This window comes from Carboxylicivirga sp., assembly GCF_982718395.1.
The window spans coordinates 1-15,707 of the sequence record NZ_CEXQWX010000138.1; the positions used below are offsets into that span (position 1 = coordinate 1).

Consider the following 15,707-nt stretch of genomic DNA (forward strand, 5'->3'; position numbering starts at 1 on the left):
ACCTCAATTAAATTAATTTTACTGACAATTCAATAAACCTTAACTATACCACCGAATCTAGCAACTTTTACACACTACACAAAATCAAAAACAAAAACTTTTTGGCTCTTTATGGTTTTAACTCGCAATAGCATTTGTGATTTGTGAATCACTACTTCAGAAGTTGTTTGCTCTGATTTCGATTTCACTTTGCATGGTCGAAGGAACCCGTTCCAATCAAAATAATTTATTAATCGTCATTTCAGAAGCTCTTTGCTCTAATTTCGATTCCATTTTGCATGGTCGAAGGAACCCGTTCCTACCAAAACGGTTTGTGAATCGTCATTTCAGAAGCCTCTTGCTCTGATCTCGATTCCGTTTTGTATGGTCAAAGGAGCCTGTTCCTACCAAAATGATTTGTGAATCGTCGTTTCAGAAGACCTTTGCTCTGATTTCGATTTCGTTTTGTATGATCGAAGAAGCCTGTTCCTAACAAAACGATTTGTAAATTGTCATTTCAGAAGATCTTTGCTATGATTTCGATTCCATTTTGCATGGTCGAAGGAACCCGTTCCTATCAAAGTGATTTGTGAATCGTCATTTCAGAAACCCTTTGCTATGATTTCGATTCCGTTTTGCTTGGTCAAGGGAGTCCGTTCCTGCCAAAACGGTTTGTGAATCGTCATTTCAGTTCGTATACCGTCGTATAAAAAAAGGCACCACCCAACAATGGATGGCGCCTTACGGAACTATTAATTCAAACTAACTAATTCTTTTTCACTACTACTTCCAGTACATCACTTTTCTCACCTGATGGCAATACTGCAATTGCCTTAACGGTGCAGGCATCAGTCACCTTAATACCTTGATTATATACCGAAGCTGTATCAGTTGGCTGGTTTCCATTGGTTGTATAATAAACCTTACTTCCGGGAGTGTTATTCGTCAACTCCACTACTCCACTTTCATCTATTTTTACAATCTTCGATTTTGTGGTAGGTTTTACCAGCTTATTAAAGTAATTGACTCCTAAAATATCCAGGCGCTGTAAATGCCCTCCCAGTCTTTCCATAAAATTGTTATAGTCCTTTTTCTCAGGCTTTAACCAGCCCACTTCGGCAATGGCACATGCTCTTGGATAAACCATGTATTCAACATGCTGACTATTGGGCATGTACTCTGTCCACACATTGCCCTGAACACCAATAATGTGTTTTTGCTCCTCTTCTGTTAACTCTTTTGGCATTGGATTATAACTATATACCTTACTTAAGGTAAGGAAACCTCCAATGGCTAAAGGTTCTTCTTTTTTATTGTTTTGATAATAATCAAGATAAAAATGTGACGTAGGTGTCATGATTACATCATGCCCTTGCTTAGCAGCAGCAATCCCCCCTTTTTCGCCTCTCCATGACATCACTGTTGCATTAGGTGCCAATCCTCCTTCAAGAATTTCATCCCAACCAATTATCTGACGATCATGCTTATTCAGAAATTTCTCAATGCGCTGAATGAAATAACTCTGCAATTCGTGTTCGTCGTGACAGCCTTCGGCCTTCATTCGCTTTTGGCACTTCTTACATTTTTTCCAACGTTCCTTAGGACATTCATCTCCTCCAATATGGATGTATTCTGATGGGAAAATATCCATCACTTCGAGCAATACATTCTCCAGGAATTCAAATGTTTTTTCTTCGCCGGCACAATAAACCTCCGGGAAAACTCCCCATCGCTTGGCCACCTCATATGGTCCTCCGGTACAGCCTAACTCAGGGTAAGCAGTTAAAGCAGCCTGTGAGTGTCCTGGCAATTCAATTTCAGGGATAACCGTAATAAAACGTTTGGCTGCATATTCAACAATCTCACGTGCTTCATCCTGCGTATAATAATCGCCATATCGCTTTCCGTCGTATTTAAACGGGCGACGACCGCCATGACCAATCAGAGTTTCATCGCGATAAGCGGCCACTTCGGCCAATTTCGGATATTTTTTGATCTCAATGCGCCAGCCCTGATCTTCGGTCAAATGCCAATGGAATACATTCATCTTGTGCAATGCCAATAAGTCGATGTACTTCTTGATAAATTCAACAGGGAAGAAATGGCGACCAACATCCAACATTAAACCGCGATATTTTAATTGTGGCTCATCCTGAATTTCAACACACGGTATCAGCCATTCAACATCATTGACCAAATTGGCCTGTTCAACTTGTGGTGGCAACAATTGCCGAATGGTTTGAAATCCATAAAACAATCCAACCGGATTCGCTGAAGCAACTAATACACTTTTCTTTGTTACAGATAAAGCAAAACTACCTTCTTTACCTTTTTGAGCCGGATTAATGGCAAACTTTACAGCACCTTTTTCTGCTTCCAACGATGTTGTCTTTTCAGGTTGAAGCTCAATACCTGTTGATTTGGCAATCAAGTCACAAAAAGATTGGGCAACAAACCGGCTGTCATCATCGCCAACAAATTTCACCTTCACAAAAGATGATAATTCGAACTGGCCATCTATTTTCTGAATCTCTTGTGGATAAGGCACCAGGTTATACTCATTTTTCTTTGCCTGATGCGTGCATGCACTTACCAGCAATGAGCTCGTTAATATTAAAGCAATTAGTGTTTTTCTCATATGTCTAAAATTTATATTCATTTACCAGATTGAACTCTAACGGATAATTTTATTTACTATACTGTTCTAACCCTTTGTTTATAATTTGGCGCTTCGCCCAAACCCGACTTCATTTTTTGTCATAACACAAAAAACAGAAGCAAAAAAAGTCAAGGCTGCACCTGCTTCGTTCAAAAAACTACGCTTGATGACTGAAATTGTTTAAACTCATCCTTTCTCCTTCCTCGAAAGGACTCAAACAGAAAACAATTTTTCATCGTCATTTCAAGCTTGTTTTATGACTCACCAGATGAGGCCGCAGGATTTTCCTGCATTAGTTAAAATCATCCACAACGCTTTTTTTATTTTAAAAAATCTATTTCGGCAATGGCAGCTACTTTACTGTCTGCAGCACCTTGTATCAACTCAATTTTAACATATTGGGTTTTAACCGGCTTGTCGAAGTATAAAGTACGTGGTGTTGGATCGTTAATCAGATTACCAAACTTAAACTCACTTAGCTCCTTCCATTTCTTACCGTTTTTGCTAATTAAAAGTCTTCCAGTTTCAATAAGCCCTTTTTTATCACGATTATGAGGTGTATAAACCATTCCTTTAATTATTTCTAACTTATTAAAATTAACAATCAGATATGGTTTTTCTTCGGTTGATTTCCAATAGGTATTAACATCGGCATCGGCCGCTAAATCGGCTTTGTACTTTTTAAATTCACTTTCGCCTGTTATGTCCCAATCCTTTTTAAGGATACCCATTTCTTTAACGGCTGTGCTACCTTTCTTATCTTTTACAAATGCAGTTGCTTTCAACTCTCCATACGCCAATTTAAACGGCTGTTGATAGAGTGTGGATGACGAAGTTGGTTCACTTCCATCTGTAGTATAACGTATCTCAATCCCATTCATCAGGTTCTGACTATAATCAATACCATGTGATTTCCAACCGAACTCTTTTTTCTTTGGTTCGATGCTTACCATGCCTTCCAGATTACGCGAAATACTCAATTGTGGCGGACGTGTTTCGTAATAATGCGCCGTAACATTACAAAGGAAAGGTGTACTACGCGATTCTTCTATACGGATTCTGAGTTTATTAGTCATTATTTCAGGGAAACGCAAAATTCGTTTATAGCCTATTACGGTTGCTTGCGCCACTTCTTTCCAGTTATTATCAACCCAAACATCTATAGCATGCTTTTCAACGCGTTGACCTTTTAAATGAATTGGCTCCTGCAGTACAACACGATTTACTTTAACCGGTGATTTCAGATCAATAATAAATTCATTTCCTTCTGTATATGTCTGATCATTACCATCCAGTAATTTTTTATCTCCTTTAGCCTTTTCCAACAGGTCATGGTCATACGTTTTGGAGATGCGCTTTCCAACTTCTTCCAGAACCGATACGTCCTCATCAGGGAATCGTCCTTCCCGGTTTGGAGGAATATTAAGCATAAAGGTTGAGTTACCACCCACTGAACGCTCGAACATATCAAACACATCATCGGCACTTCTTACTTTTTGTTTTTCATCATCGCGGTAAAACCATCCTTCACGAATTGATGTATTGGTTTCGGCTGGCAGATAGTGTAGGTATTTGGCTGAATAAAGCTTTTCACGGCTACCTAAATCTCCATGCAGATCAGGAAAACGATTCATAATATTCGGTTCCTGTTCAAACGGAATAACATCCCACTCACTCTCACGTGTAGCTCCTGATTCGTTACCACACCATCTTACATCTTCCTTACCAAAAATAACAGCTTCAGGAGCTAAAGTATGGATCAGTTCTTTCCAGGCCAGGTAATTGTACTTCTGTCCTCCTTTTCGCTTGGGGTGTGCACCATCAAACCATACTTCATGAATTGGACCATATTCCGTCAGTAGCTCAAACAGCTGATTCATAAAATACTCATTGTAGTCGTCTACATTAGCAGTAAATGTCGTCTTATTCTCAAATGGTCGTCCTTCAACCGGACGTGGAATTACTCTTTCACTGTATTTGCTCAGATTTCCATATAAGCCTTCTTTGTTTTCGATCTGGTATAAATCGGCAGGTGACAAGTAAACACCTAATTTCAATCCATACTTTTGACATGATTTTGACAAATCAGCCAATACATCTCCCTGACCATTTTTAAAGGGAGAAGAAGAAATGCTGTGCTTTGTATATCGGGTATTCCAAAGACAGAATCCGTCATGGTGTTTGGCGGTAAAAACCATCATCTTCATTCCTGCTGCTTTGGCGGCACGACACCATTGGTCAGTATCCAAGCTTTTCAAATCAAAAGTTTTTGGATCTTCCTTACCATTCCCCCATTCCATGCGGGTAAATGTGTTAATTCCAAAATGAATAAAACATATAAATTCCTGCTGTTTGTAGGCATACTGATTGTCAGTTGGAAGTACCGTTACAGCTTTTTCGATGATCTGCTCCTTGGTATCTGTTGGTTCAATCTTAACTGTTCGCTGAGCAGTAAGCATAAATGCTGTACTCAACAGCAATAGTGATAGTTTAATTCTCATCTGATAATTCGTTTATTTTAAGTATCTCTCTGATTTCTTTCTTCGTTAACTGACTTTCAACAATAACTATAGTTTCTCCTTCATGGGTACAAAAACGATGTATGAAGTATCATCTTTCTTAGCTGCAACTCCAAGTACTTGAAGCGTTCCATCTTCCTGATAGACAAATGGTCGCTCCAGACGGTCAGCTTTCAACACTTTTCCGTTATCCAATGGAATTATTTTTGGTATTCCTTCATATCCGTATGCCTTATCCCAATTAATTCCATCAGTGGATGTTACCAAGCCTATAAAACCTTCTGTTGAGTGGAATATTCCATAAAATCGCTGCCGTGACTGATCAAACCAGATAGACATATCTTCGGTATCCATATAATCAATAACTGGTTTTGGCTGCATTACAAATGGACCATCCGCATTATCTGAAATAGCTATTGCCTGATTACGTATAAACTTAGTTGTTCCAGGTTTATCTCCTTTAACGATTAAATAGTAACGATCGTCAGCACCCTTATCAACTGCCGGATTAACCGTTAATGTAGTAATCGGTCCGGATGGCTCAATCAAAGGTTGATCAAACCTCTCCCATGGGCCATTTAGTGAGTTTGCTACTGCAACTCCTGTTCGCTGATTAGGGCGTAATATTTTCCAGTTGGCATGACTATAACCAGTTACAGAAGTTTCTATTAGCTCCTCTGTTGTATAATCTTCCCTTTCACCCAAGTTAGAAGAGATATAATAGAGGTAATATTTTCCATTAAAGTACTTGATTTTAGGATTGTGAGCAGTGATGGCATCCCAATGACCTTTACCACGACCTCGTAAAACTGTATTCACATATTCCCATGGTCCAGATGGTGTTTTCGAAGTGGCATGGGCTACCTCAGAAAACAACAACCATCCTGTAAACTTGTACTCAGCTTTCCAACGTGAGTAGAATAAATGGTACAAACCATCCTGCCCCTTAATAATTGATCCTCCCCAATTATAATAACCCTCAGTTTTAAAAATATTATCAGCGCCTACTGGTTCAATAAGCTCTTTTAAATCAATATTATCCGGTACTGTTTTTTGTGTCTGCCTGCATGTGCTAAATAAACAGCACACGATAAGTGCTATCACAGGTACTTTTATATAATTGACAAATGGATTTTTCATAAATCTTAGTTAATATCAGGTTGGTATTGGTTATTTCTTCAATGGGATAACCATGTTCCAGGTATTTTCAAAATCCCAAGCCTTAGGACCTTCTCCTACTGCCGCAAATAAGTGTGTTGGCTGACCATCCTCAATCAATAAAAATGGCCGTTCAAAATGGTTCTGGTGTGTAAGGCTACCATCTTCCCATTGTATATGACGACTATAGGCCTTCACCTTGTCAAATAAGTTCCACTTTACACCATCTTTTGACCATACGTGAATACCGCCGCCTTCTTCACCACATATCAATCCAGAACGATCTTTAATAATGGCTTCGTATTTATCGCCAGACCACCAGATAAATGGATCTTCCACGTCGATTAGATTATTTTCTGCTGTTTCGAAACGAAATACAGGTTCTTCACTCAAACGATTATAGGGTCCATATGGATTATCAGCCATGCTAACGCCCAATAACAGCGGTGGTACCAAACCATCTGTTGATGATTTATACATGAGCAGGATCTTACCTGTTTTGGGATCAACTGCCGGTGCCGGATTAGAGGTAATCGAAGCATCCCAATGACCAGATCGAGGTTCAATAACCGGATTATCTACTCGTTTCCAAGGGCCATAAACAGAGTCACTAACGGCCATACCGATGCGTTTATTCATCCAGGCTTTCCCCCAATTCTCACTGGTAGGATTTGGATTGTCCTTGTCTGGAATAGGGAAATCATAAGAAGTTCCCATAAAGTAAAGCAGGTATTTATCCCTATACTTCACTATACGTGGATTGTGCGTACAAAGTCCATCAAAATATTCTCGCCCCCTCACCGGTGTTACAACTTCTTCAAATTTATAGGGTCCTGCAGGAGTATCTGAAACGGCTCTCACAATTTCTGAATTAGTAACCCAACAACCAAAACCAACTTCCTTGCTCCATCGCGACGCAAACATATGGTATTTCCCATCTTCTCCCTTTATGACTGAAGAACCCCAAATCCAGTAATTATCATCACGAAAGCCACCATCCAGAGGAGCCGGCATTATGCGATCAATAAAGGCTTTTTCTTCTGTTTTACTTTGAAGGCACGATGATACAGCCCCCGATAAAAGTAATGCTCCACTTCCTTTTAATGAATACTCGAGAAATTTGCGTCGTTCCATAGTAGTTTGATTATTTATAATACTCTAATTCCATTACAATAATACATTCAAAAAAAAGCTGGTAATGTCACCTTTGTAAAACAAACTATCACCATTGTAAAATGGGGATGTATTACCCAAGTGCTACCAGCTTTTTCAACATGCTTTAGTGAATTCCTAATCCATATTCCGCATTTAATCAAGATCAATCAATGACCTATCGACAATTGGTGATCTTTAATACATAAGCGTTGTCATTAATTTTCCATGAAGGATCGTATTGCGGTAGTGTTACATTAAGGTCGTTACCTTTTTGTGCAATCTGTACTTTTTCATTTACACCCAACAGACTGATTTTTGAATTCGATCCAATCTTTACATCCTTTATTTTAAATGACTCTTTTTTCCAGTCAGGTAAAATCACATACAGATCATTGCCTTTTTTGGTAAAGAACATTTGCTTCACTGCTTTTCCCTTAATTGGATTAACAGTTTGCTTAAGAATATAGTCGCCATCAGCATAAGCTTTACCAGCTCTAAAATCAAATTCACGATTACCCTTTGACCACTGGCAGGGCGTTTTCCAAGGTGTTGACTCATAAATAGCCTCTCCATTTAAGTCTAACCACTCTCCTATCTGTAAAAGTCGCTCCTGCATAATCACGGGAATTTTGCCATCGGCCGATGGTCCGACATTTAAACAAAGGTTACCACCCTGGCTAACGATATCACACAACATCAAGATAAGTGTTTGAGCTGTATTGTAATCTTCGATGTTTTCATCACGATTGTAGCCAAATGATAATCCCATACCACGTATTTCTTCAAATGGCTTTTTAAAATCATCGAAATGGGCATCATATTCTGTAGTAAAATAACCACCATGTTTGTGACGGCTTCCTTTGAACCAACGATCGTTAATGACAACCTCATCTCCAGATTCGGATTCGTTAAAAAGCCAAGTTAACAATTCTCCGCTTCGCCAATAACTATCTTCATTATTCCATTCTCCATCCGCATAAATCAAATCTGGTGAATATTTATTGACCATATCCTTAAATTGAGGATGGTAATGTTTGGTAATAAAGTCATCACTTCCAGCCTGATACCATGGATGGTACCACTCATATAAGCTATAGTATAATCCAGCTTTCAACCCCGCTTCACGCATGGCATCCATATAAGGTCCAATTAGATCTCTTTTAGCACCTGTTTCTGCCGCATTCCAGGGGAAGAAACGTGCATTTTGCGCTTGTTTATTTGGCCATAATGTAAAACCATCATGATGCTTGGAAGTTAGAATAACATACTTAGCTCCTGATCTTTTAAATAAATCTGCCCATTCTGCCGGATCGTACAATTCGGCCTTAAACATCTTGCCAAAATCATAATAGCTCGACTCTTCGCCATAGGTTTTTTTCTGGAAATCAGGAATGGCATCCTTATGTGGGTTATTATTACCAAAAATACTGTGGGTATACCACCATCGCTGATACCATTCAGTATAGGTTCCTGATGGTGACCACGCCGGAACGGAATACGGTCCCCAATGAATAAAAATTCCAAATTTGGACTCTCCAAACCAATCAGCTACGGGGCGAGCATCAATTGCTTCCCACATTTTATTGGCATCTTCTTTAGCTTTACCAGTATCCCAATCCCGTTTAACTTCCTGCGCGTATAAAGTACTGCACAGCACTATTATGGCGGTAAATAATATGTTTCGTTTCATGTCTTTATTTTTATTGGTTTATCAAATCTTTCTTCTTTTAATTTTATACCTGTTAATATTCAAATACAACAGCCGTATGGCACTTGAACTCAGGCACTACAACCTTAACTGAACCGTCATCACTTTTCTGTATTTTCAGCTTTTGATTTCCGGGGACCAGCCAGGCTTTTTTTATTGAAGCGTTTACATTTAATGATACCGGAACGTTATGGAGCGGTACCAAATCCTCAATAACCTGAGCTTTACCGCGCTTATGCGGAGTACCATAGGTTAAATGAACAATGTATCTGTTTTTATCCTTTTGTTCCATCAGGTTCATTCTGCCACAGCTCGGCATTTCTACATCAGCAATACTCTGGGGCAGTAGTTGCCTGAATGCATTATTGAACAGTTGCTTATGCACCTGTGATCCTTCTTTATCATAGATTAAATCCAGATCGTGGGCCAGCCATATGATGTTACCTTTACGGATTACGGCCGGATGTTTGGCAGGCTCAGTCTGATAGGGCGTATTATCATGCGATGTCCAGTGCTCAACGGTTCGGTCAAAGTAGGGCTCGTATATTTTTGCCAGGATTTCAGCTTCTTCCTCTGGTTCAGCAATCAATGCCGGGTAACGGTTCAGGAAAGGTGATTGTACAAGATTATCGGTTAACTCATCTGACACATAGGTGTAATCAATTCGATACTTGGCTTTTTTAATCGCTTTAACTCCAAAATTAAAAAGTGGTTGTCCGCTCTTCACTCCTGCTTTACCGATGACCATTAATTTACCTCCGGCTTCTGTAAACTGATTGATACGATCCAGATCAGCCTCTTTTAAGCGCAATCCGCTATGTAAAACCAACACTTCCAGGTCACTCCAGTCTTTTAGATTATTGGCTACAACGAAGTTAATCTGATTTTCGAGCAAAAGTTTGGTTATGGCATTGTCTCTGCCTGTAAAGTTAATCCACAGACCCGTTTTAGCCTTATGGTTGGCATTAATGCAATAGTCTTCGATCTGCTCGATATAGGCATAAGCGTGTCCAATATTTTCATAGGTTGCTTCTTCCAGCTGCCCGGTTGGATGCAATTGATCGCCAAAATTACAATGAGCACCAAAAGCCATCATATTAGCCGCTTCATACCAAATGGCATCTTTGTGTTTAAAGCCACCAAATTCGCCCCATGCAGCATGAAACTTACCACTCATGGCCACAATGGGCTTGCCGGTATTGGCATAATACTTTGCTCTTACCGGAAAAACATCGTATCCGGCCCATGTTGTCGGCAAATCTTCCAGATCCTGTTTGGTGTTATACTGGTGATACTCTTCATTGAGTACCTTCTGGTTATTCATTGGTGTGGTCCAATTGTAATAAATGGTTGCATCCGGCTTGTACTTTCGGATTATGGCGTTAATCTCTCTAAAAAATTTATGCATTTTCTTACAATGGTGCTCCCAGGCCTGATCTCTATCTTGCCAGTCAATTCCATTGGCTTCCATATCCTTTTTGCTCCATTCGTTGTAATTAATGTTTCCTACCGGAACGATATCGTACCAGAATCCATCCAGATCATAGTTTTTAGCCAGTTCTTCGGTATGTTTTTTCAGATGCTCCAGGTATGGACCTTCAGGTGAAAGGGTCGGCCATCCCCATGGGAAGGGTTCGCCTGGCTTTTTACTCGCTACGGTTTTTGCAAATTTATCTTCACCGTTTTTACCTGTTGATACCCATTCAGGATGCTCACGTGCATCCAGCACATTCCAACCCACGGTTATATAGGCTTGCGTGCTTACGCCTATTTCATGACTGGCTTTGATCTGTGCTTTCAGCAGGTCAAAATCTAACTTGGGATGACGGGTTCCCACTTTCGTATCATAATAACAATATCCATGATGACATTTGGCAAAAATATTAATGGAATTAACATGTCCTTTTTTCAGGTTGGCCTGCCACTGCTTTTTATCCCAATTGTTTCCTACCTCCGGAAAATATTCACTGGTATGAAAATCGAGATGCACCTGGCGGGTTCCCTCTTTTCGCTTTGTCTCCTGCGCCATTGTAAGCACGGTGGTTAAACACAAAGCAATAATTAAGATTTTTCTTTGCATAGCTTATAAGATTATGATTTCATCAACTAAAAGTTTAGACTGCTTGCCCTCATTCACATGACCGGGAGGAATGATACGGCACGACCTGATTTTGACAAATATCTGATTCGTATTTTTAATATTGCAACTTACAGTATTGGTAAAGATATTTCGGCCCTGGGTGGTATTTTCTGCCAAAGATCCAGAATCCCCCTGTTTTACGTACTTGCCATTTTCTTTTGTAAATATCTGTATCTGACTCGCTGCATACCACCTTTTCAATGTATGACGCATGGACCTGATGGTAACTGAATTAATTTCTTTTTTATCCGGCCAGTTTATTTCAACAAAAGCATCTCCATCAAACACTTGCCAGTTCTTATCGCCTTCTTCCAGAAAGCCGCCATAACTTAAGTCTGTTAACTTGCTGTTCTCGTCCGGAACATCATTAACGGTTACTTTGGCTCCGGCAGCTTTGTGTATCTGAAAGGTTTTATTAATAACATTGCCCATTAAGCGATCTTTATCAAAAACAGCTACATGAATTGTTGTTGTTTTATCCAGGATCAGTTCTTTATTAAACAAGTGACTTGTTGCTTGTGGTAAGGATCCATCCAGCGTGTACCTGATCTCTGCATTGGGTAATTCTGAACTAAACCACACTTTAATGTTTTTGCTGTTACCCTTGTGATGTATCCAAGGATTGAATGCACTTTTGGCATAGCTGATTCCTTTCCCTTCAAGTAAATCAAGATGGATTCTTAAACGTCTGGTAAAGTTCTCCCAGTTTTTATTTTCGTATGGAGTCCATGCATTTTCGGCTACGGCATACAAACGCGGTAATGCCATATATGTAATTTTATCCCAGGTATCTAAACTCTCAGTCCAAAGGTTGGCCTGCGTACCGATTATGAATTTTTCTTCGTGTTCGCTTAATGCTTCCGGTATTACTTTGTAGCTATATACCTTGGACAATAGTAATTTACCATAACCCAGGTTCGTTTCAAACTCAGACTGACCTTGTTTTAAATCAAGATAGTGATAGCTGTTGGGACTCATAATCACCTCGTGACCCATTTTAGCAGATTTAATACCACCATTTTCACCGATCCAGGACATAACAGTGGCATTAGGGGCCAATCCCCCATCCAGTATTTCATTCCAGCCAATCATTTTCTTCCCTAAACCATTGATTATTTTCTCCATCCGGTTGATGAAATAACTCTGCAACTCTGCATTAGAGTCCATTCCTTTCTGATGCATCAGATCACGACAAGCTTTGTGCTTATCCCAATAATGACGATAGCACTCATCACCTCCTACATGGATATACTCCATCGGGAACAATTGGGCTACTTCTGAAAAAATAGCCTCCATTACTTCATAAGTTTTTTCATTACTTGGGCACAAAGTATTATTTAGCTTACTCCACCCTGTGGCAACATACGTTTTCTCACCGGAGCAGGAAATTTCAGGATATGACGCAATAATAGCCCGCGCATGACCCGGAACATCTATTTCGGGCAAAATCTCAATGTTTCGCTCTTTGGCATATGCAATCAGTTCACGTATCTGATCTTTGGTATAATAGCCACCATAGGTTGCTATTTCGCCTTCCTGCTGTTCAGGGCGCCCCCAATAGGCATTAACCTTCTCACTTGTTGTATTATAATCCACACGCCATGCCCCAATGCTATTCAGCTTAGGATATGATTCAATTTCCAAACGAAAACCCTGATCATCTGACAAGTGCATATGGAAGCGATTCAGCTTCAGACTTACCATTAAATCGATGGCTTTTTTTACTTCTTCAACTGACTGGAAATGTCGCGAATGATCGAGCATGAATCCCCGCCAGCCAAAACCCGGTGCATCTGTAATGGTGGCACACGGAATTGTATATTGTTTTTGTATCCCTTTATTATTGGTGGCTATTAATTGCTTTAGTGTTTCAAAGGCATAAATAACACCAGCCTGTTCTGATGCGCTAATTTCAATTTTATCCTGATTAATTATCAGTTCATACCCTTCTGTGGGTACATTCTTATTTAAACTTAGCCTCATCAGTTGTGAATCATCCGATGAAGGACTTAGCTCAATGTCAAACTCCTCCTTAAAAGCATTAACTATGTATTCGTTAACGGATAAGGTACTTGATTCTGACTTAAAATGAATCACGCGAGACAGGCTTAGTTGCCCTTCACCGGCGTTAAGCTCAAATGGTTTCGGAATAATACTATAACGATAGCTTTCTTGTTTCTTACAACCCAATGAAGCTATCAAGAAAATCGACAATATGATTATAGATTTCGACATGGATGTATTGTTATTGTTTTAACCACCTTAATTCGGCCACTGAGGTAGATTGATGATTCAAATAATGCTGATCTTCCGGTCCACAAGATGTTGCATAGGTTTTACCTTTATATGTGAATATTTCCATGGCGTGACCAAACATGGTTGTTAATGTATTTTTCTTATAGTCGAAATGGTCGGGATTATCAGATACAACCACAAGTGTTTCGGCATACCTGCGGTGAGCATAGGTGAAAAACATATACCACAAACCATTTCGCTCCACTAAAAATGGAGATTCCATAAGTGTGGCAAAATTGTTATCACTTATACCCAATACTTCCTGAGCTGGTTCAAAATGTACAAAATCAGTTGTTTTCCAACGGATTATCTGCGATCGTTTTTTACCTTCCACACCATGCGACACTACATGAATCCAGTACTTACCGTCGGTCCCTTTCATAATGTGCGGATCACGCGTTGATTTCCAGACATCACCTGTAAGATATACACCCGAGGGTTCCCAATTATACAAATCATCTGACCAGAAAACCTCCAGTTCCCTTTCTTTGGGCCATACTTCAACAACCATTACATATCGCTGCGATTCTTCATGCCAGATAACATATGGTGCTCCAACATACTCTGTTGTTTCGGACCGATCAATCGCCATAGGCTGACGTTCCCACTTGTTTTCAGGATCGGTTGAGGTTAAATGGCCTAAATATGGATGGTATCTATACAGTTCTTTTCCTTTTGGTGGATAAGGATTATTAATCCCAAAATAATGGAGCACACCATCTTTACCTTCGACAAAGCAATGGTCATTTGTAAACCATTTATCTCCTTCATACCCTTTAGCTCTGGCATTAAACATTCGTTTACTCTCCCCAAATAGGTAAGGTATTTCAGCTTTTTCAAGCAATTCATCAGATTTTGGATTACATCCTGCCTGGACATTCAGAATAAAGACAAGCAATATTGCACCTATGATCTTCTTCATAATTTATTAATTTATTTCGTTAGAATAATTCCTAATCATTCACCAATTCTGAATTCTTCAAAAAACCTTCTCAGAACTCACTTTTTGTTATTCTTTGATCACAATTTTATTTAAGTGCATTGTTTGTACTATACCTCAAACCCACATTTTAATTTTATTCTTGATCAAATTTGCTAAAAGGTTTTAGCAAATTACATAAAAAAAACAAACCCTGCACTTTCGTTCACAATGTTACAGTTTAAAGAAGTTAGCTACTGTCACACATGTAAAACAAACTATCATCATTGTAAGAAATCTGAGGTTTATTGTTATCCCAGGTATAAAACTTAAATTATGAATCCACTAAGCAAACAGGAGGTGCTAAAAACGTAGGGTAACCATTTGGTTACCCTACACAGGATCGTGTAAAAACACTTCCTTTAAAAGCTTATAATTACAAGAAAAGTAAACCTTAATTTGTATTAATACATAGTATCTAAGAAGCTATTGAAATATTCTGTCTTAAAATTAATCCTTCTTCGGCAATATTATTCAATTGTCATTCACACTAGGTAAATATTTATAAAGCTGTTTCAATCTCCTCAATACTTACTCCAAGAACCTGCAAAGCGATTTTATTAAATTCTTTCTTTTCAGCCATAAAATGATACGTTCGTTGACTGTGGGTGTATGACTGATCAGGTTGTAATGCCAAAGCGGGTGAAGAACTCTCTAACTCGTAAAAGGGTCCCATTTGTGAACCATCTTCAAGAGGTCCGTCATTGTATGAATTAAATGCATCGCCACCATAGGGATTTTCCTGTAACTCCCAGGCTGAATTGACATAGGCGGTCTCTCCTTCCGGCAGATTACATTCTAAAATGGTTAAGGTGCCATTTTTCTTATCGTAACTCCCCATAAATCGATTCGTACGTAATGGAGGAATTCCTATTTTTCCACGACTTTTCCCATCTGCTTTAAAGAACACATGATTACCAACGGTTTTTAAGCGATCCTGACTAACTTTTCCAAAATAATCATCATTAACCTGTGGCCCCAGCTCACTTTCTGAACCTTCTTTGACAGGAATAACCACTGTTACATCTGGTGATGGAGTCAACATTCCCAACATCCAAATTGATAATAACCCTGTTTCTTTTTCCCATGCCTGATCACCTATGTTCGTCACGCTA

Annotated in this window: 9 protein-coding genes; all 9 read right to left on the minus strand. The window is 39.3% G+C overall.

Translation table 11 applies throughout. The features are described 5' to 3' along the window. Nucleotides 1-745: 745 nt before the first annotated feature. Nucleotides 746-2,617, minus strand: a complete 1,872-nt coding sequence (locus AC4MRQ_RS19690) for a beta-N-acetylhexosaminidase (protein ID WP_491199425.1) — start codon at nucleotides 2,615-2,617, stop codon at nucleotides 746-748. 341 nt (nucleotides 2,618-2,958) lie between these two features. After that, a complete protein-coding gene (locus AC4MRQ_RS19695) occupies nucleotides 2,959-5,139 on the minus strand; it encodes an alpha-L-fucosidase (protein ID WP_491199426.1) in 2,181 nt (726 codons plus the stop codon). A gap of 66 nt (nucleotides 5,140-5,205) precedes the next feature. Further along, nucleotides 5,206-6,297, minus strand: coding sequence for a glycoside hydrolase family protein (locus tag AC4MRQ_RS19700; protein ID WP_491199427.1), 1,092 nt, complete (start codon nucleotides 6,295-6,297; stop codon nucleotides 5,206-5,208). A 30-nt stretch (nucleotides 6,298-6,327) separates the two neighbouring features. Next, nucleotides 6,328-7,449 carry a glycoside hydrolase family protein gene (locus AC4MRQ_RS19705; RefSeq protein WP_491199428.1) on the minus strand — a complete coding sequence of 374 codons (1,122 nt, stop codon included), beginning with the start codon at nucleotides 7,447-7,449 and terminating at the stop codon, nucleotides 6,328-6,330. Nucleotides 7,450-7,645: 196 nt separating this feature from the next. Beyond that, a complete protein-coding gene (locus AC4MRQ_RS19710) occupies nucleotides 7,646-9,160 on the minus strand; it encodes an alpha-L-fucosidase (protein WP_491199429.1) in 1,515 nt (504 codons plus the stop codon). 52 nt (nucleotides 9,161-9,212) lie between these two features. Next, nucleotides 9,213-11,258 (minus strand): alpha-amylase family protein, encoded by a 2,046-nt coding sequence (locus AC4MRQ_RS19715; RefSeq protein WP_491199430.1) that lies wholly within the window; start codon nucleotides 11,256-11,258, stop codon nucleotides 9,213-9,215. A 3-nt stretch (nucleotides 11,259-11,261) separates the two neighbouring features. Further along, nucleotides 11,262-13,553 (minus strand): beta-N-acetylhexosaminidase, encoded by a 2,292-nt coding sequence (locus tag AC4MRQ_RS19720; RefSeq protein ID WP_491199431.1) that lies wholly within the window; start codon nucleotides 13,551-13,553, stop codon nucleotides 11,262-11,264. Between the two features lie 10 nt (nucleotides 13,554-13,563). Continuing rightward, entirely contained in the window at nucleotides 13,564-14,535 is a 972-nt protein-coding gene (locus tag AC4MRQ_RS19725; RefSeq protein WP_491199432.1) for a hypothetical protein, read from the minus strand. Between the two features lie 559 nt (nucleotides 14,536-15,094). Beyond that, nucleotides 15,095-15,707: DUF6786 family protein (locus AC4MRQ_RS19730; protein WP_491199433.1), on the minus strand; the 613-nt coding region annotated here is incomplete at its 5' end.